Source organism: Rhizobium sp. 10N427 (genome assembly GCF_056394605.1).
The window spans coordinates 53,183-72,693 of the sequence record NZ_JBFTID010000015.1 but is presented as its reverse complement, the minus strand read 5'-3'; the positions used below and the strand labels follow the sequence as shown (position 1 = coordinate 72,693).

The following is a 19,511-nucleotide window of genomic DNA, read 5'->3' as shown; positions in this document are numbered from 1 at the left end:
AACGTCGGTCAGTCCAATTCAATCTCGTGGTCTTGAAGGTAGTCGCGGTTCATCTCGACGCCGAGGCCCGGCTTTTGGGCAAGCCTGAGATTGCCGTTCGAGACATCCAGCGGCCGGTCGATAAGGTGATCATATTTGCCGAGGTTCCATTCCGACGTCTCAAGCTTGTAGAAGTTCGGGACGGTCATCATCACCTGCGCGCCCGCAACCACGTTGATCGGGCCGGCGGCGTCATGCGGGGAGACCGGGATATAATAGGCCTCGCACAGCGCCGAGATCTTTTTGAGCTCGGTAATGCCGCCGGTCCAGGTGACATCCGGCATGATGTAGTCGGCGAGCTTGTTTTCGAGCATGGGAACGAAGTCCCACTTGGTATGACCACGTTCCCCCCATGAAATTGCAGCATTTACCTTTTCCCGGACCTGTTTGAGCGCGTTTAGACTCTCGGGTGGGCAAGGCTCTTCGAACCAGTCGATCTGGCCTGCTTCTTCAAGGCTGCGGCAAAGACGGATGGCGGTTGGGACATCGAACCGGCCGTGGGCGTCAATGAGAATGTCGACGTCCGGGCCTGCTGTCTCGCGGATCAGTTCCGTCAGCTCGGCGGCTTCGCGTTCGTCCCTGCGGGTCATGCTGCCGTCGAGATAACCGTCCCGCTGTTCACGCGCGATTCCATCGGCACCGCGGCCTTGATGAGGGAACGGATCGAACTTCAGTCCTGTGTGGCCGGAATCGACAATATCCCGAATTTCGCGGATGACAGCCTCTTTGCTGGTGAATTTCGCCTGGTTGGGATGGGTATAGAGGGCGATCTCGTCGCGCACAGGCCCGCCAAGTAACTCGTAGATCGGCTTGCCGAGGACCTTGCCGCGGATATCCCACAGAGCGATGTCGATGGCGCTTACGCATTCGACCGCAGCACCCCTGCTGCCCATGTATGTGAAGCTGCGGAATATTTTGTGCCACAGATATTCGATACGGGCGGGATCTTCGCCTCTGAGAGCCTGACCGATCTGGCGAAGGATTGTGCAGAGCGCGCGATTGGCGAGCTTCGTCGTGGTTGTTATTTCGCCCCAGCCACTCACCCCCTCGTCTGTCGTTACCTCCACGAAAAGGAATTCTCCCCAGTAAGACGCATCGGACTTGATGAGCCACGGCCGTACGCTTGTGATTTTCATCTGGGCTACCTTTTGAACTGAGCAGATGTTTGCCGGCTTGTCCTATCCCGCGCGGGCCGCGCTACGTGCCCTCATATGTTCCAGGAGATGTCGGCCCGAACCCTCGACGTGGCGCGCAATGAGTTCGGCTGCCGCATCAGCATTTCCGGCCTTCACGAGCGCAATAAGTTCACGGTGTTCGCTGAGGATGGCTGCGCGCCGGGCGAGCGTGAAGTTGAAACGCCGGCCGACCGCCCTCAGAACTTCACGATGCTTCCACCAAAGCTCGGCGGCGTGACGGTTATAGTGTTTCTGATACATCACCGTGTGGAAAGCGGTATCCAGCTCACTATGCTTGAATGGGTCGCTGAAGTTGTTCTGCTCGATCAAATCCTGAATGCGCTCGAGTTCTGCGATGTCTTCCACGGTCGCCATGGTGACGAACCATCGCGTCAGTGCCGGCTCGATCAACACGCCAATCTCGTAGACATCCCGAACGAAGTCCTGATCGATAGGCCGCACACGCGCACCGCGGTTTGGCACGAAGGTAACGAAACCTTCGCCACGCAACAGCTGCAAGGCCTCGCGAACCGGATTGGTCGATGTGCCGTGGCGTCGGGCGAGATCGGTCGCAACCAGCCGCTCGTTTGCTGCAAGCCGACCCTCGATGATGTCATCTCTGATCAGTTTGTAGAGGGTGGCTCCCTCGCTCGATGCGCCATCTGCGTCGATGCCTTCGGGTGGCATGGCTCTGAACTCAGTCGTCTCGGTCAAAATGTTCCCCATGAATACTGTATTTTCCCAATTATCATGCAAATCTCAGCCAAACAATGTACGATTTTGTCGATTGACATACATTCCTTGATCTGAAAACGTATAATCTGCGTCATGGGATACACTGGCTTGAGGAGGTCAGTCCCACGAGCGTGGACCGCCTGCCCTGAGCAGAGCGGCTTGGGAGAACCTGGAGGATACCTATGACGAGGATTTCACTCGGAGGTGCCGTCCTGCGCAGCACCGTCTCGACTGCTATGCTGGTGTCTATGCTGTCTACTTCCGCTTTTGGCGCGTCGGTGGACCTGAGCAAGTGGTCACCGGACTACGTTCGTTCTATTGCTGGCACACAGGACTTCGATACCGCGGCCGATTGCAGCAAGGTTACGCCCCTGGACTACAAAGGACGTCTGACGTTCTGGTACCAGGGTATCTTCGAAGGCGATCCAGACTCGCTGCGGCAATATTACAAGGATTTCTTTGCGACCTTCCGCAAGACCTACCCGAATATTCAGCTCGAGGAACAGGGGCTGACTTACAACGACCTGCTCGATAAATTCCGCACCGCACTGCTCGGCAATGCCGCTCCGATGGCGGTTCGCCTGCAGATCCTGGGAGGCGTCGAGTTTGCTGCCAAGGGCTATCTTCAGCCTCTGAAGCCAGAGGATGTTGGTTATTCAACGGATGATTTCTGGCCTGGCGCCATGAAGGCCGTCAGCTGGGACGGTGTGCCCTACGGCATTCCGACCAATAACGAAACGATGGCCTTCATCTGGAATGCCGACATATTCAAAAGAGCTGGCCTCGACCCCGACAAGGCTCCAGCAACCTGGGACGATGTTGTCAAGTATTCCAAGCAGATCCACGACAAGCTTGGAATCTCGGGCTACGGCCTCGTGGCTCGCAAGAACGCCGGCAATACGCCTTACCGCTTTATGCCGCAGCTTTGGGCCTATGGCGGAGGTGTCTTTGACGAGGCATCCAAGGATCCGACCTACAAAGAGGTTGAACTTGCCAGCCCTCAAAGCAAGGCCGCATTGCAGGCTTCCTATGACATGTATGTTCGTGACAAATCCGTACCTGTCTCAGCTCTTACAAACCAGCAGGCAGACAATCAGCCGCTTTTCCTGGCTGGCCAGCTTGGTATGATGGTTTCTCATCCGTCTGACTACGACGTCATGCTGGATCTGCAAAAGAAGGCGACCGCTACGGATAAGGAGAAGGCGCAGACGGTCATCGACAATATGCGTTACGGACTCATTCCGACCGGCCCCGACGGCAAGCGTGCCGTTGTCTTTGGCGGTTCAAACATTCATATCCTCAAACCCGAATACGTGGAAGGAGGCAAGGTGGACGAACCAGCCGCGAAGGCTATCGTCTGCATGTGGTCCAGCCCTGAATGGTCCTTGAAGTTGGCCTATGTCGGCTCGAACCCAGGCAACCTCAACGGCTTCAAGACCAAGTGGATGAAGGACCGTCTGGACAAGATCAAATTCCTTGACGTCACCACATCGATGCTGCCGTTTGGCATTCCGTTCCCCGCACTACCGCAGTCTCCCGAGATCATGAACATCATCGTACCGGACATGCTGCAGAACGCTTTGACTGGTGCGATGACGGTCGACCAGGCAGCCGACGATGCCGCCAAGAAAGTTAAAGAAATAATGGACGGTGGGCTCTAGCCCAGATCCGACGATCTAACCGGCTGCTGAGAAACCCGCAGCCGGCTTTGTCTCAAAGGATGAGGGCCTAGCGTAGTGGCGATCTTGACTGGAAAGGCAGACGTTTCCCGGCCGCTTGAACAATACAGGCCCGGTTTGTTGCGAAAGATCTGGGACCATCGTGCTGACTACGCATACGTTCTGCCGTCGATCGCAGTGATGCTCATCGTGATAGCATACCCGATCTACTATACGATCGAGCTGTCTTTCTTTAACACGCCGCCCGGCCTACAGCTCAAAGACAAGATTTTCGTCGGCCTCGACAACTACACTGCCATCCTTAAAAGTTCGGTGTTTTGGACTGTGACCAAAAACACCCTCATCTGGACCCTCGGGTCAACTTTCATCTCCTTCGTTCTTGGGTTCGCCTGTGCTTTGGCGCTCCATCGTGACTTCGCCGGCCGTGCAATCCTGCGAGCCATCCTGATCATCCCCTGGGTTATCAGTGCAGTCGCCGCATCCTACATCTGGAAGTGGATCTACCATTCGGACTTTGGTGTGATCGGCGCGGTATTGGTCGGCGTAGGCCTTGCCGACCGGCCACCGAATTTCATCGACAGTGTCGATACGGTGCTGCCCTCGCTTATCGTCGTCAACATCTGGAGAGAGTTCCCGTTTGCCATGATCATGATGATGGCTGGCCTACAAACAGTGCCCGATCAACTGCTGCGTGCGGCGAAAGTTGACGGCGCCAATGCCTGGCAGCGGTTCTGGCACGTCACCTTCCCGCATGTCAGAAATGTCTCCACGGTAACGATCCTGCTCTTGGCGGTGGCCAACTTCAATTCCTTCATCATCCCATGGATCATGACGGGCGGGGGACCATCGAACGCATCGCACATCTGGATCACGCATATCTATGAACTCGCGTTCGGACGCCAGCGGTGGGGTGTGGCATCGGCCTACTCGGTCCTGCTGTTCTTGATCCTGATGTCTTTCGGCTACTTCTATGTTCGCGCGCTAAGCGCCAATGGGCAAAAGGAAGGAAGCGAATGAGCACAATTCCCGGGACCGCGCAGACCAGGCAGGCACGCGGCCGCACAACCATCGACGGATGGCGGTGGGGCGGCCGGGTGTTCCTGCTCTTCATGCTGCTCTACACAGCTTTGCCGATGGTCTGGATGCTGCTGACATCAATCAAATCTGGTTTTGCCGCAATGCAGTTCCCGCCCCAATGGTGGCCGGACCAACCCACTCTTGCCAGCTACCAAAAGCTGCTTGATCCCCAAAACAGCGTCGGCCAAGACTTCCTGCGTTTCTTTTGGAATAGCCTTTTCGTGTCCACGGCGACTACAATAATGTCGGTTGTCGTGGCGGTACCGGCTGCCTACGCGTTTTCCCGCTTCACCTTCCCGGGACGGAACTTCCTGTTTTTCGCTGTCTTGCTTCGCAATATGTTCCCGGCAGTCATCTTCCTCGTGCCGCTGTTTATTCTCATGCGCGCATTAGGGCTGGTGAACACCCATGGGTCCCTCGTCCTGACCTACCTTACATTTGGCTTGCCGCTCGCAATCTGGCTCCTCAAAGGCTTCTACGACAATATTCCCATCCAACTGGAGCAGGCCGCACGCATTGACGGGGCGACCCGTTTCCAGGCCTTCGTGCTGATTGTCGTGCCACTCTCAACGCCTGGGATCATCGCTACAGCGATCTATTCGTTTATCGGCGCATGGAACGAATACATTTATGCCTACACGTTCCTGTCGAAGAATGAACAGTTGACCCTACCCGTTGGCATCCAGCGTTTCTTCTCAGAGAACACCACCGACTTTCCCGGTCTCATGGCGGCCAGCTTCATCATGAGCGTACCGGTCGTCGTCCTGTTTCTGCTTCTGCAACGATACTTCGTACGCGCCCTCACCGAAGGCGCAGTCAAGCATTAGGGAGTTGCTCGTGGCCCATGTGGTCCTCAAAGATCTGATCAAGAATTATGGCAGCTTCAATGCTGTGAAGAGCGTCACGCTGACTGTTAACGACGGCGAGTTCGTGGCACTCGTCGGCCCGTCAGGCTGCGGCAAGACGACAACGCTCAACTTGGTGGCGGGGCTGACGTCTGTGACGTCTGGCGATATTGTCATCGGCGACCGGGTGGTCAATGATCTCGACCCCAAGGACAGGGACATCGCGATGGTGTTCCAGAACTACGCTCTCTATCCTCAGAAGTCGGTCTATAAAAACCTGGCCTTCCCGCTGCAGATGCGCAAACTGCCAAAGGACGAGATCGACAGGAAAGTCAGGGAAGCTGCACGCGTCCTGGACATGACGCAGTTGCTGGAGCGCAAGCCGCGGGAGCTTTCGGGCGGCCAACAGCAGCGCGTGGCGCTCGGCCGCGCCCTCGTACGCGATCCGGCCGTGTTCCTGATGGACGAGCCGCTCTCCAATCTCGACGCCAAGCTCCGCGTGCAGATGCGTTCGGAGATCAAGCGTTTTCACCAAGATCTGAAAGCCACAATCATCTACGTGACGCACGATCAGCTTGAAGCGGTCACGATGGCCGACCGAATGGCGGTGATGAACGGTGGCTATCTGCAGCAATACGATACGCCGGCACAAGTCTTTGCCAATCCCGTGAACATGTTCGTGGCAAGCTTCGTCGGCAGTCCGGCGATGAGCCTCGTTCCGCTGGAAGCATCCACCGCAGGAGGCAATACGGTCTTGACCAGCGCGGAAGGTTGGCGACTGGAACTTTCGCCGGAGAATGCCAGGAAGGTCGCCAAAGCGGCATCCAAGAAGGTCGTGCTCGGTGCGCGTCATTCGACCATCAAACTGCATAAGACTGCGACCCCAGGAACTGTCCCCGCCAAAGCCTACACGGTTGAACCGACAGGAGACGTCACTTTCGTACAGGCCTTCCTGTCCGGCGCTATCGTCAATATCAGCGTGCCGCCAGCCGTTGTCGTCGCTCCAGATGAACCGATCTGGCTAGAGTTCGATCAGGAGCGGATCCACTTGTTCGACGGCGAAACAGAAATGGCTCTCAAGGCAGATTGAGATGACGCGCATGCGCAACACGAGGCGTCGATGACGACGAAACTTAAAATCACGGCGATCAAGCCATATCCGATCTGGGTCGGCATCCGCAATCAGATGCTGGTCAAAGTCGAAACAGATTGCGGGATCTTCGGGTGGGGCGAGAGCGGCTTAAGCGGACGAGAGCAAGCAGTTGCGGGCGCAATCGAACATTATCGCGAATTCCTGATCGGCCGCGATCCGATGCAGATAGGGCGGATATGGCAAGAGCTTTATCGCAGCCAGTATTTCGAAGGCGGGCGCGTTTTGCAGGCAGCGATTTCCGCGATCGATATTGCCCTCCATGACATCAAGGGTAAGGCGCTGGGCGTACCGGTCTACGACCTTCTGGGTGGCAAACAGCGCGAGCGCATACCGACCTTTGCCTCTACCGGCGATGAGGCGGAGGGCGATGCTGCGATTGACCGTGCGAGCGAGCTGCGCGAACAGGGTTGGCAGGCGATCCGCTTCTTTCCGGCCGGACAAAGCAACCGCGAGGTCTTCGAACCACGAGAGTCGATTGGCGCGACTGCGGCGGTGCTGAACAAGGCCCGCGAGGTTCTGGGCGACAACGTCGTCCTCGGCATCGACTATCATCACCGGCTATCGGTTGCGGAAGCTGCAAGCTTCTGCAGCAAGCTCGGGAGTGGCGTACTGGATTTTCTTGAGGAGCCAATCAGGGATGAGACCCCAAGCGCATATGAATCCTTACGCAAGATGACCAACATTCCATTTGCCATAGGGGAAGAGTTCGCCAGCAAATGGCAGTTTCTACCCTTCATCGAGCAAGATCTTCACCAGTTCAACCGGATCGACGTCTGCAATGTCGGCGGCCTTACCGAAGCTATGAAGGTCGCCGGTTGGAGTGAGGCGCATTATGTCGATCTGATGCCGCACAATCCGCTTGGTCCTGTATGCACGGCCGCGACGATCCATTTTGCGGCTGCTGTAGCCAACTTTGCTTGGTTGGAGACCAGAGCTCCTGAGACGAAACTTGGCTTTGATAACTCTGACTTCTTTCCCGTGCAGCCGAGGCTCGACGGGACCGACTACCCGGTCAACGCCCTGCCTGGGCTCGGCGTTGAGGTAAACGAGGATGCAATTGCGGCACAAAGCTTCCGCTTCTGGGAAGCCCCTCACCTCAGGCGCCGTGATGGTTCCGTCACCAACTGGTAATCCACTCAACATTGGAGCTTGTCATGACGCAGACGCCCGACATTACGCGACCGCCCAAGGAATTGATCGATGCATTAAAGGAGATTGGCGCGGCGACGATTGCCGGCACACTCGGGCATATGGGGTTTCGCTATCCGCACATGGTCGGTCCCACTTCACAGAGGCGAGGCAAGTCGATCGTCGGACCGGCACTGACGCTCCAGTTCATGCCCCAGCGGCCGGATCTCTTTAGCGAAGGAGAGTATGCTGATCCTGAAACGCAGCTGCATCGCCACGTCCTCTACCACGTCCAGGAAGGCGATGTCGTCGTCGTCGATGCACGTGGCGACATGAGCTCCGGCGTCTTCGGCGACATGATGTCGACCTATTTCAAAGGCCGCGGCGGTGCTGGCATCGTCATCGACGGATGCATGAGAGACAGGCCCAATGTCGAAAAGCTAGATCTTTCCCTGTGGCTTCGCGGCTGGACGCCAAATTATCACGTCCAGACGAGCATCTACCCTAACGCTGTCAATGTTCCGATTGCCTGTGGCGGTGTCACGGTAATTCCAGGTGACATCATCGTGGCTGATGATGACGGCGTGGTGGTGCTTCCCGTCGCGATGGCCCGCAAGGTTATCGAAGAATCGCAAACGCATCACGACTGGGAAGAATTTTCGCGGATGAAACTCATGCAGGGCGGATCTCTGCAACGCTATTATCCACTGCACGACGATGCCCGCAGTGAATACGAGGAATGGAGCAGGACCAATCCGCCTGGAAGAAGGTAGGCGATGGGCGGGACGGGTATCCAATGATCTGTGTGATACCTGTGCGATCTCCAAGAAACGAGATATGGGCTTTTTTTATAACTCGATGTCTAGCCTGGTGAACCGAGACCTCCAAAGGCGCAGATCTCTATTCGCTGGTCTGCGAAACGATCGTATTTTTCGGCTTGTTGACTGATCTGCGGGTGAACAGTACCTTACGAGGCAGGTCGTTAGGCTTGTCCTCATATGACAGATCAATCTCTTCAACGCCGCCTTGCTGCCATTGTCGTTGCTGACGTGGTAGGATATTCGGGCCTTATGGAAGCCAATGAAGCCGCAACCTTGGCAAACGTCAGGGAGCTGCGCTTTGGAATTATCGAGCCTGCTGCGACGCGCCACAAAGGTCGCATCTTCAAGGTTCTGGGCGACGGATTCCTGATCGAGTTCGGTAGCGCAATGGATGCGGTCAAAGCAGCGTTGGAAATTCAACGAGCCACCCTTGCTGTTGAGGATCTCGGAGACCGGCGCCTCCTCTTGCGGATAGGCGTGAACCTGGGGGATGTCATCGACGACGGTTCAGATCTGCTTGGCGACGGGGTAAATGTCGCGGCGCGCCTTCAAACGGCGGCCGCACCGGGCGGCATTTGCATTTCAGCGGACGTTCATGGCGAGATCGCCGGCAGTATCGACGAGCGGTTCTTCGACGCAGGCCAATGCCACCTGAAGAACCTTATCCGCCCGGTCCACGTCTGGCACTGGCCAGATCAGTTGCAAAGCATATTCCCGCTGCCCGATGGCCCCTCGATCGCGGTGTTGCCTTTCACCAATATAACCGGGGATGAAGCGGACGGCTATTTTGTCGACGGCTTGACAGAGGATCTGATCACCGACCTCTCTCGAAGGCCTGGACTGTTCGTCATCGCGCGCAGCTCGGTGTTCGCGTACAAGGGCAAGCAGATCGACGTGCGGGTGGTGGCCCAGGACCTCGGTGTCCGCTTTGTCCTGGAAGGGAGCGCGAGACGCTCAGCGGGCCGTGTTCGCATCAATGCGCAGCTGTTCGATGCCCGTGCCGGCCAGCACCTGTGGGCTGATCGCTTTGACAGAACGATGGAAGATGTCTTCGAGCTACAGGACGAAGTTAATGCCAAGATTGTTGAGGCGCTTGTCGGACGGCTGGCTGTGCCGATACAACGTAATCGGCCGAAGCACTTTGAGGCGTACGATCTTTGTGTCCGCGCTCGGCGCTTGACGGAAGAGTCGCCGCATACCGCGCGCGAGGCCTATATGCTGCTCCAACGTGCTGTTGAGCTTGAGCCATCATATGCCGAGGCGCTTGGGCTGCTCGCCTATAATCGGTGGCTCGCCTGGTCTCATTTTGGAGAACCGGAAGATCTCAATCGCCGGACAGCGACGACGTTCGCGCAGAGAGCAGTCAGCCTCGATCCAAACGATGCCGGGTGCCGTTATGTTCTGGGGACCATTTTAGCTTACGAGCGGCGATGGGAGGAATCAGAGGCGGCCTTCGCCAAGGCCTTGGAGCTGGATCCCAACCATGCTGATACCTGGGCTGCGATGTCGGACATGTCAGTTCTCGACGGCAGGGTCGCCGACGGACTGGCACAGATCGAGAAGGCGCTGCGGCTCAATCCGCATCCACCCTGCTGGTATCTTTGTCATCTTGGACAGGCCCAATACGCTACCCGCAATTATGACGGGGCGAAGGCCACTCTCCGCCGGGATGAAACCTACCGAACCAACTCACGTAAATTTCTTGCTGCCTCGCTTGCACAATTGGACGACCTAGAAGAGGCTCGTCGCGAGGCAGAGCTGTTCTTGATCGCCCACCCCCATTTCACGATCAACCATTGGCTCAGTTCCCAACCGCTGCGTGATCCATCTGTTGGAGACCATTTTGTCGACGGTTTCCGCAAGGCGGGCCTTCCGGAGGGATGACAGAAGAGTTGAGCAACTCCACTAACAATGCGATCTTGTCGCCACGGACACCGAGTTAACGTGCCCAGGCGGCATACTTGCGGAGTCCGCGGAGGCCGTCCGCTGTTTCGAATTGAACAAGTCCGGCGAACTTCCTGAGCGCCGGTCCGTTCGCACCCAAGAACGTTGCGGCAACACATCACTGTGACGGCTTGAGCAGGCCAGAGGATGCCGGAAATTCAACGGTCGCTGCCAGTCCCCCACCTTCCCTCTGCTTGAGATGAAGCGGTCCGCCGAAGAGCCCGACAAGCTCCCGTGCTATCGAAAGGCCGAAACCGTGTCCGGGGAAGTCTCATCCAGCCGCACGCCAGGTGAGACCGCCCCGGGGTCAAAGCCAGCGTCGATGCCCGGCCCATCATCCGTCGTCTTCGACCAGCAATATGCGCATCGTGAACCCAGTTTCTCTGATGTCTTCATGAGAACTAGGGCGCGTTTGCTTAACTGAAACTGAACCGCGACGTTCAGCCTGCGTCGATCCGGACACGCCTATCATCCTCCAGTCAAAACGAACTGGAGACAGCATCATGTCCATGGAAAACGACGCTCCCGGCACCTCGCCTGAGCGGCCGGTCCGCAGGGGCGGCTCGCGCCGGCCGGCAACGCATCTGGCGGCTTTTGGAATTGCGGCCTTTGCGGTCCTTGCAATCGGTGCGGCCGGCGGTGCCGCGGCAATGAAATTCACCCGGCCCGGCATCGAGCTTGCACCCTTGACACCCACCTCGATCTCCAGCCTCAAGGACGATTGGGGCGTGGTGACGCTCAAAGGCAAGGTCACGGAGATCTACGGTAACAAGTTCATCGTTCAAGACGAAACCGGCAAGGCCTTGATCGAGACCGGTCCGGCCGGCGATGACGGCAAGCTCGTTGCTGTCGGCGAACCCATCAGTGTCCAAGGCCGCTTCGACGACGGGTTCCTGCATGCGAGCTACGTTGTTCATCAGGATGGCAAGACCGACGCCCTTCGCCCGCCGCCTGGACCTCCCCCGCATGGCGGACCGCTCGGCAATATGTCGCACGAGATGAAGCCCTGAAGCTTCCAAAAACGATGCCTGGCGCGCCGTTGAACCAAAATCAACGGCGCGCGTTATCTGGCGGATTTCCGGGAGTGGCACGCATGATCAAACCTATTGTTCAATTGCTTGCCTCTCCTGGCAAGTCCGTCTTCTTCACGGCATGCGTCGTCACCGCGGCCTTTCAAGGCAGTTCAACAATCGCAGCGGATGCCGCCGCAGTGCCGGTAACCGCAATCGCTGCGCGGACGGGAACGATCGACCGCGTCATCAATGGCATCGGAACCGTTGCACCCCTGCAGTCTGTGACGGTCAGGCCCAGGATCGACGGGCAAGTCGTCGACATCTCCTTTGCTGAAGGGCAGATGGTGCAAAAAGGCAGTGTTCTTCTCAAGCTGGACGATCGCGAATTGATTTCCGCTCTCGCGTCTGCAAAGGCGAAAAAGGCCCAGGACGAGGCGCAGCTAAACAGTGCCCGGACAGACGCACAGCGGTATGCGGCACTCGCCGAGAAGGGCGTTGCGTCGGCTTCGACGCTTGAGCAAAAGACCGCGTCGAGTCAACAATATGCGGCGGCCGTCCAATATGACGACGCGCTTATCAAAAGCGCGGAAACCCAGCTCGGGTTTGCCACGATCACCGCCCCCTTTGAAGGACGCACCGGATTCAAGCAGGTCGATGTCGGCAGCGTCGTAAACGCGAGCTCCACGACTGGCATCGTGACGATCACGCAGATGGATCCGATCGGGGTATCGTTCGTGGCGCCGGGCGACAAGTTTGGCGAGATCAGGGACGCTCTGAATCAGGGTATAGCAGAGGTCAAACTGACGAGCACCGACGGCAGCCGCACACTTGCCACCGGGAAACTGACCACTCTCGACAACTCCGTCGATGCCTCGAACGGCTCCATCCATCTCAAGGCGACATTCGACAATGCCAAGGCGGTGCTCTGGCCCGGTCTGCCCGTCGCAACAACGCTGACGGTCGAGAAACGCACTGGTGTCATCGTTCCTGACAAGGCGCTCGCCCGCGGTCGCGACGGACTCTACGCCTACGTCGTCGGCGCCGGCGGAAAAGCGGTCCGCCGCGCGGTCAAGACCGCCTTCGTCACCGATGCGATGGCGCTGGTTACAGAAGGTATCAGTGACGGCGATCAGGTCGTCATGGACGGTCAGTCACGCATCGGCGACGGCGCGTTGGTTTCGGTCACCCCATGGACCGGCTCCCCGGCAGGTGAGCTCGCAGACAAGGCAACGCCATAATGATCGATCGCGAGCGTAAGCCCGGAGAACCAGCAGGATTTTTCGATTTCTTTATCGTTCATCCGGTCGCGACCGGGCTGATCATGTGCGGCATCTTCCTTCTCGGGGCCATCTGTTATCGGTTTATGCCGGTCTCGGCTTTGCCGCAGATCGACTTCCCGACGATCCAGATCGCAGCAAACCTTCCCGGCGCCTCGCCTGAGACCATGGCTGCCAGCGTCGCCCAGCCGATCGAAGACGCGTTGTCGCGCGTCAGCGGCATATCCGAAATGACCTCGAACAGTTCGCTCGGTACGACCTCGATCACGGTGCAGTTTGGACTCGACCAGGATATCCAGACGGCCGCAAGCGACGTTCAGACGGCAATTAGCGAAGCGGCTGGTCAGCTTCCGAAGGACATGACGTCTCTGCCCACGGTGCATAAGGCGAACCCCGCCGACGCACCCATCATGCAACTGTCGGCAAGCTCCGATGTTCTAACCTTGCCTGAACTGGATGAGTTTATCGAACGCAATGTGGCATCCAAGATCGGTCAGGTATCGGGTGTCGCTTTCGTAAACATCGGCGGCAAGCAGAAGCCCGCGATCCGGATCGCGGTCGATCCCGGGCGGCTGGCGCAGGCGGATATCACACTCGAGGACGTGCGAACGGCGATCGGCAATCTCAGCCTCAGCGCGCCCAAGGGAAATATCGACGATCCGACCAGGACCTTTCCGATCTACACGAATGACCAGATCGGCAGCAGCGCGCAGTGGAACGACGCAGTCATCGCGTATAGCAGCGGCGGTCCGGTTCGTATCCGCGATATCGGTCAGGCGGTCGATGGCGCCGAAGACAACAAGATGGCGCATTGGACCAATGGCGAGCGCGGTATTGCACTCGACGTCTTCCGTCAGCCGGGCGCAAACGTCATTGCTGTCGTAAACGCCGTGAAGGAACAGCTCCCGGCGCTTCAGGCGTCACTGCCCAAGTCGATCAAGCTCGAACTCGTCACTGATCGCACGACAACGATCAGGGCATCAGTCAATGATGTTCAGTTCACGCTGATGCTGACGAACGGACTGGTCGTGGTGGTGATTTTCCTTTTCCTGCGAAACCTCCGCGCGACTGTCATTCCGGTGCTTACTCTGCCGATTGCGCTCGTCGGTGCGTTGGCGCCGATGTGGGTGCTCGGTTTCAGTCTCGACAACCTGTCTCTCATGGCGCTCGTCGTGGCTGTCGGATTTGTCGTCGATGATGCGATCGTCATGCTGGAAAACATCACCCGCCATATCGAAGACGGCGTCGATCCCGGTGATGCCGCCCGCCGAGGGGCACGTGAGATCGGTTTTACCATCGTCTCGATCAGCCTGTCGCTGATCGCTGTTCTCATCCCGGTCCTGTTGATGGGCGGCATCGTCGGCCGCCTGTTCCGCGAATTTGCGATCACCTTGACGGTCGCGATCGTCATTTCCGCCATCGTGTCGCTGACGTTGACCCCGATGCTGGCTTCCAAGCTGATCCGCCCGATCGATGAACGCCAACGGGGGCGGTTCTATCGCCTTGGAGAAGCGTTCTTCGATCGCCTCACCTCGCTTTATATCGCGAGCCTGAGACCGGTGATTCGCCACAGGATATTGACGCTTGGCGTATTGATCGCCACGATCGCAGGAACAGCCTATCTGTTCATTGTTATCCCCAAGGGCTTCTTTCCGGAGCAAGATACAGGTTTCATTGGCGGGCTATCGCAAGCCTCTCCGGATATCTCATTCACGGAGATGTCAAAACTGCAGGAGCGGGTCAGCGCCATCATCCTGAAGGATCCGGCGGTCTACAGCGTGTTCATGGACATCGGCGGCGGCAATGGTGGCAACGCACTCAACCAGGGCCACGTGAACATTACACTGAAGCCATTGGAGAGCCGGGACGTGAGTGCCAGGCAAGTCATCGAACGGCTCGGCCGGGCTTTGAATGCGCAGCAAGGCATCAAGCTTTTCATGCAGTCCGCGCAGGATATCAATATCGGCGCGCGGCCTGCCAAGACCCAGTATCAGTTTACCCTTCAGGACGCCGATATCGAGGAGCTTGGTACCTGGGCATCGAAGGTTACCAGCTGCCTTCAAGGCGTCCCGCAACTGCGGGATGTTGGCAGCGACCAGCAAGCCGAAGCGCCCAATCTGTCGATCAAGATCGATCGCGCCGCAGCGACGCTTTACGGGGTCTTGCCCTCCGCCATCGACGACACGCTTTACGATGCCTTCGGTCAGCGGCAGGTCGCGTCCTACTCAACGCAAACGGATACGTTCCGGGTGATCCTCGAAGTTCTTCCCAACCTGCAGCGCGACATTGCAACGCTGGACCGGCTTTCCATTCGTGCCAGCAACGGCACCTTGGTTCCGCTTTCGGTGGTGGCGAAGTGGTCGACGGACGGCGTCTCACCCGTCTCCATATCGCACCAGGGTCAGTCGCCCGCGGTCACGATCTCGTTCAACCTTGCCCCGAATGTCGCGCTTGGCGAAGCAACACAGGCAATCGAGTCAACAGTGGCCGACATGCATCCGCCGGCTTCGCTGCAGACAAGTTTCTCCGGAAGCGCCAAGGCGTTCAAGGATTCGCTCGGAACTGTCCCCTTGCTGATCCTCGCGTCGCTCGTCGTCGTCTACATTATTCTCGGCGTCTTGTATGAGAGCCTCATCCATCCATTGACGATCCTGTCGACGCTGCCATCAGCGGGCCTTGGGGCATTGCTTGCACTCAAACTGGCAGGTTTCGACTTCGGCCTCGTCGCAATGATCGGGGTCATCCTGCTGATCGGCATCGTCAAGAAGAATGGCATCATGCTGGTGGATTTCGCGATCCAGGCAGAGCGCGAAGAAGGTCTCGGAAGCGAGGACTCGATCGTCAAGGCAGCACAGATGCGGTTTCGCCCGATCCTGATGACCACGATGGCGGCATTGCTTGGAGGGCTGCCTCTCGCCATCGGTCACGGATCTGGCTCCGAATTGCGGCAGCCGCTCGGCTACGCGATTGTCGGGGGTCTCCTCGTGAGCCAGTTGCTCACCCTCTATACGACGCCCGTCATCTATCTGCTGCTCGACAAGCTACGCAAAAATCGTACAGAGACGGCGGGCAGTCAGAGCAGCGCCTCAGCCGCATAGCTTCCAAGCACGGGGACAGATATGAACACATCCTTCTACACCTGTGCCATCGCGAGCGTCACAGCCGCCGGTGTTGTTGTCCGGCCGTTTCGTCTGCCTGAGGCAATCTGGGCCGTTGGCGGAGCTTTGCTCATCCTTCTATCCGGCATCCTCAACCCTATGGAAGTCTGGGCCGGGGTGGCAAAGGGTACCGACGTCTATCTGTTTCTGATCGGCATGATGCTCCTATCCGAGCTTGCCCGGAAAGAAGGGCTGTTTGACTGGCTTGCAGCCATTGCCACGTCCTATGCAAGAGGATCGCCAACGCGGCTCTTCGCTCTTGTTTATGGTGTCGGCATTCTCGTCACCGCATTCCTGTCCAACGACGCGACGGCTGTTGTTCTCACGCCCGCTGTCTACGCCGCATGCCGCGCGGCAAAGGTCAGGGATCCGTTACCTTACCTGCTGATCTGTGCCTTTGTTGCCAATGCCGCAAGTTTCGTCTTGCCGATATCCAATCCTGCAAATCTCGTGATTTTCGCAGGCGGCGAGATTCCATCGCTGTCTCGCTGGATGAGTACCTTTGTGCTGCCATCCATCTCTTCTATCGTCGTGACTTATTTGACGCTCTATTGGTCGCAACGCCAGACGCTCGTCGTTGACACCGTGGACACCGCGATCGCGCATCCGCATCTCGGCATCTCTGCGCAGCTTGCCGGAGCCGGGCTGGTCGTGACCGCTGCCGTTCTCCTGTGGGCCTCAGCGATGCATGTCAGTCTTGGCCTGCCTACGTTTCTCGCCGGCACGATAACGACGCTGGCCGTGCTCGCCGTCGTTCGGCAAAACCCAATCAACGTCTTGCGCGATGTCAGTTGGGGCGTCATCCCTTTGGTCGGCGGATTGTTCGTCGTCGTCGAGGCGATAAATCAAACGGGCGTCGCAACCATACTTGCGGACCATCTCAGGACGCTCGGCGCACATTCCGAAGCGCAAGCAACCGCAGTTGCAGGGACCGGTGTCGCCCTGCTTTCGAATCTCATCAATAATCTGCCCGCCGGTCTTTTCGCCGGAAGCGCGGTCCAGGCTGCGGAGGTCTCCGATCGCATAGCTGGGGCCGTGCTGATCGGCGTGGATCTCGGCCCAAACCTTTCGGTGACTGGTTCCCTTGCGACAATCCTTTGGCTGACGTCATTGCGCCGGGAGGGCATCGAAGTCAGCGCGCTATCGTTTCTAAAAATTGGCGGCGTCGTGATGTTTCCCGCACTGTTGCTGTCGCTTGCCGTTCTCTTGGCCTGATCGGGAGGGGTCGAAAACACCGTGCTGCGGTTGTATCTGTTAAAAAAGAATTTGAGTTCAGAGACTTGAGGAATGAGTTCTCCGCTGGTCGCCAATCTTCAACCGATGCCGGAACATTTGGTCACCGATTTGATTATCCCTGCTCCACAAAGGAGGAAATAATCATGGATCATACAAACCACGTACGGCTGACGGCATCCGAGTTGACGCCCGCCGTTCTCGAAGGTGCCACGATCTACGGCGTCGATGATCATAAGGTCGGCAAGATCGATCATATCCATGCTGCTGGCGGCGCCGGCGGATCCGCAGTGATCGATGTTGGCGGGTTCCTCGGCATTGGCGCCAAGCCGGTCGCAGTTCCGATTTCGGACCTCGAGTTTATGCGTGACGAGGACGGCGATGTTCACGCCGTCACCAGTTGGACCAAGGATCAGCTCAAGCAAATGCCTGAGCACCGAGACTGAGATCGTCTCGAACTGTTCTCCAGCACCGCAATTGGCGGTGCTGGAGAGATCGCACCCGATCTACAGTATCTCGGTCCATGCTCGACAGTTCGGCGACTAGCCTCCAGCTTAGTGAGTTTGTATTTTCTTAACCGGCAAGTGACGGAGGTAGGCGCGAACGGTACGTCGACTGGGTCTTATAGGCCGGGCGGGAGCCTGCCCCTATTGACAACTCTATAGCCAAGGAACCGCAAACCACGGACAAGCGACAGTGGTCCCTCTTTTTCATCCACTCTAATCTCTCCGACACCGTCCCAGTGTCGGCGCTGCCAGCTTTTGAACAAGGTCTCGAACGCTGCATAGTCAGCATCGGACATGGGAAATGGCTCCGGAAAATGCGCGACATAAATTTCGCCGGCGTTCAATGGTTCCCATTCGATGACTATCGCTCTCAACGCGTTAATTTCCCGATTTTTGGTTAGGCGGCTAGCCAAGCTCACGCCGCAGATCTTCCAGAATCGGCCGCTCCCCGCTCAAGTTTGCACTTTGTCCTCTCGAGCGAATCCACCCGGTTAACTTCTGGAAAACTAGCCATCGTCCGAGACTTGTGTGGCTAACCAATCTCGCACTTTACACTGTCTATATAGCAAGCTCGAGGGGCCAGTCTGCCTCGATCGTCCACGCCACTGCGCTTGGCGCCTGGTTGCAGGTACCCGCCGAGCCAGGCGAAATCCCCCTTGATCGCTATGCCTCTACGGCCCTCCGAAACGGCGGCCTCAAGGACACCCTCGCCAGCTTCGGCAATGCCTCTGCGGATCGGCCATGCCCTCTTTCGCAACGCGTCCAAAAGGGGCCATCGGGATTAGCACGCCTCACCTGAGGTTCTTGATCTGCGGTGCGATATGAGGACCCCCCGCTCCGTACCGCCATCGTCGTCACGACTACTTTTGGCAGAGTTTGGACACGTTGCGTTGGAGACCCCGAAGCAGCGCTTGAGCGATTTCATCTTTTAAACCTTGGACGATATCGCCGAACGGGCCACTGGTGCGGATGATCTCGAACGAGCTTTCCGTGGTTTTGCAGGAAGATAGATCGAAATGCAGGCTGACATCAGCTGTTGCCGAAAACCCGCCTTGCACCAAAGTATTGTCTGATGTCTTGCAAGCCAAGGTTCCCCGGGCTTTTGCCTCGGCAAGGTCACCATTCACGGACACGTCGAGCCTCTCGATCTTCACATAATCTAGCTTGTCGACGCCAACTTCAACGCTGATGCCAAAGCTCGATGCGTTTACCTTAAGCGCCCGGCACGGCTGTGCGTCACCGATCGCTCGCTCCAGCACATTCTCTGCTGCGGCAGGACGCTGTGCAACCATCAGCGCTATTGCTGTAAACACTGCAAAGGCGCCCACCCATCCTGGCATCATTCTTTACCTTCCGCGAGGCTCGAGCCGTGAAACCCGACCCGTGAGTTAATGGCTGCTGTAGAGTTCGGAGCGGAAATCCTCATCCGCTCTTTCGGGGAACAAGTGCCGCCGGGTCTGCCGCAGGCCGTCAGCTTGGCGTCGATGCTTCTCGACCACGTGATTTGTCACGTCAATAAGCGGGCCGCCATCTCGCTCAGCAATGCGGACCGTGCCTCCTTGAGAAAGAAAATCGCAAAACGCCTCGACCGATCTGAGGTGGGCCGTGAGCTCGACGTATCGGTGATCGTATTCTTTCATGACATCCTCCAGCGGAAAAGATCACAAGAGACTTCGGCGAGAAAATGGCTGCGCGCTGAGATTTGCGGTTAGGGGTTATCCAGCCGTT

The 19,511-nt window shown here is 57.7% G+C and carries 16 protein-coding genes and 1 pseudogene; 12 read left to right on the top strand and 5 right to left on the bottom strand.

Annotation, left to right across the window (positions count from 1 at the left end; all coding sequences use genetic code 11):
• Positions 1-8: 8 nt before the first annotated feature.
• Positions 9-1,175: a mandelate racemase/muconate lactonizing enzyme family protein gene (locus tag AC1DIJ_RS24965; RefSeq protein ID WP_477831655.1), complete on the bottom strand. Its 1,167-nt coding sequence runs from the start codon at positions 1,173-1,175 to the stop codon at positions 9-11.
• A 42-nt stretch (positions 1,176-1,217) separates the two neighbouring features.
• Positions 1,218-1,928 (bottom strand): GntR family transcriptional regulator, encoded by a 711-nt coding sequence (locus AC1DIJ_RS24960; protein WP_112386891.1) that lies wholly within the window; start codon positions 1,926-1,928, stop codon positions 1,218-1,220.
• A 203-nt stretch (positions 1,929-2,131) separates the two neighbouring features.
• Between AC1DIJ_RS24960 and AC1DIJ_RS24955 the strand changes: the two genes are divergently transcribed.
• From AC1DIJ_RS24955 to AC1DIJ_RS24925, 7 genes are all read left to right on the top strand, one after another.
• The gene (locus AC1DIJ_RS24955) at positions 2,132-3,610 is read left to right on the top strand and encodes an ABC transporter substrate-binding protein (protein WP_112386823.1); all 1,479 of its coding nucleotides are present in this window, start codon (positions 2,132-2,134) and stop codon (positions 3,608-3,610) included.
• A 75-nt stretch (positions 3,611-3,685) separates the two neighbouring features.
• Complete coding sequence (locus AC1DIJ_RS24950) at positions 3,686-4,645, top strand: carbohydrate ABC transporter permease (protein ID WP_112386822.1); 960 nt, start codon at positions 3,686-3,688, stop codon at positions 4,643-4,645.
• Positions 4,642-5,532: a carbohydrate ABC transporter permease gene (locus tag AC1DIJ_RS24945; protein WP_112386821.1), complete on the top strand. Its 891-nt coding sequence runs from the start codon at positions 4,642-4,644 to the stop codon at positions 5,530-5,532. The genes AC1DIJ_RS24950 and AC1DIJ_RS24945 overlap by 4 nt, the downstream gene beginning before the upstream one ends.
• A gap of 10 nt (positions 5,533-5,542) precedes the next feature.
• On the top strand, positions 5,543-6,640 hold the full coding sequence (locus AC1DIJ_RS24940) for an ABC transporter ATP-binding protein (protein WP_112386820.1): 1,098 nt from the start codon (positions 5,543-5,545) through the stop codon (positions 6,638-6,640).
• A 30-nt stretch (positions 6,641-6,670) separates the two neighbouring features.
• Entirely contained in the window at positions 6,671-7,834 is a 1,164-nt protein-coding gene (locus AC1DIJ_RS24935; protein ID WP_112386819.1) for a mandelate racemase/muconate lactonizing enzyme family protein, read from the top strand.
• Positions 7,835-7,857: 23 nt separating this feature from the next.
• Positions 7,858-8,604 (top strand): ribonuclease activity regulator RraA, encoded by a 747-nt coding sequence (locus AC1DIJ_RS24930; protein WP_112386818.1) that lies wholly within the window; start codon positions 7,858-7,860, stop codon positions 8,602-8,604.
• A 225-nt stretch (positions 8,605-8,829) separates the two neighbouring features.
• Positions 8,830-10,536 carry an adenylate/guanylate cyclase domain-containing protein gene (locus AC1DIJ_RS24925; protein ID WP_112386817.1) on the top strand — a complete coding sequence of 569 codons (1,707 nt, stop codon included), beginning with the start codon at positions 8,830-8,832 and terminating at the stop codon, positions 10,534-10,536.
• A 178-nt stretch (positions 10,537-10,714) separates the two neighbouring features.
• Here the strand turns inward: AC1DIJ_RS24925 and AC1DIJ_RS24920 are convergent.
• A pseudogene (locus tag AC1DIJ_RS24920) lies at positions 10,715-10,849 on the bottom strand (hypothetical protein); the annotation flags it as partial.
• 250 nt (positions 10,850-11,099) lie between these two features.
• On the opposite strand from AC1DIJ_RS24920, the gene AC1DIJ_RS24915 reads away from it, so the two are divergent.
• The 5 genes from AC1DIJ_RS24915 (at position 11,100) to AC1DIJ_RS24895 (ending at position 17,723) form a co-directional block, all read left to right on the top strand.
• Positions 11,100-11,606, top strand: coding sequence for a hypothetical protein (locus tag AC1DIJ_RS24915; RefSeq protein ID WP_112386816.1), 507 nt, complete (start codon positions 11,100-11,102; stop codon positions 11,604-11,606).
• A 14-nt stretch (positions 11,607-11,620) separates the two neighbouring features.
• A complete protein-coding gene (locus tag AC1DIJ_RS24910; RefSeq protein WP_477831654.1) occupies positions 11,621-12,847 on the top strand; it encodes an efflux RND transporter periplasmic adaptor subunit in 1,227 nt (408 codons plus the stop codon).
• Entirely contained in the window at positions 12,847-15,984 is a 3,138-nt protein-coding gene (locus tag AC1DIJ_RS24905) for an efflux RND transporter permease subunit (RefSeq protein ID WP_112386815.1), read from the top strand. Before AC1DIJ_RS24910 ends, AC1DIJ_RS24905 begins: the two co-directional genes overlap by 1 nt.
• 21 nt (positions 15,985-16,005) lie before the next feature.
• Entirely contained in the window at positions 16,006-17,259 is a 1,254-nt protein-coding gene (locus AC1DIJ_RS24900) for an arsenic transporter (RefSeq protein ID WP_112386814.1), read from the top strand.
• Positions 17,260-17,423: 164 nt separating this feature from the next.
• On the top strand, positions 17,424-17,723 hold the full coding sequence (locus AC1DIJ_RS24895; RefSeq protein ID WP_112386813.1) for a PRC-barrel domain-containing protein: 300 nt from the start codon (positions 17,424-17,426) through the stop codon (positions 17,721-17,723).
• A gap of 920 nt (positions 17,724-18,643) precedes the next feature.
• Here the strand turns inward: AC1DIJ_RS24895 and AC1DIJ_RS24890 are convergent.
• Positions 18,644-19,075, bottom strand: a complete 432-nt coding sequence (locus AC1DIJ_RS24890) for a hypothetical protein (RefSeq protein ID WP_310300751.1) — start codon at positions 19,073-19,075, stop codon at positions 18,644-18,646.
• 96 nt (positions 19,076-19,171) lie between these two features.
• Positions 19,172-19,423, bottom strand: a complete 252-nt coding sequence (locus AC1DIJ_RS24885) for a hypothetical protein (RefSeq protein WP_112386811.1) — start codon at positions 19,421-19,423, stop codon at positions 19,172-19,174.
• Positions 19,424-19,511 lie beyond the last annotated feature (88 nt).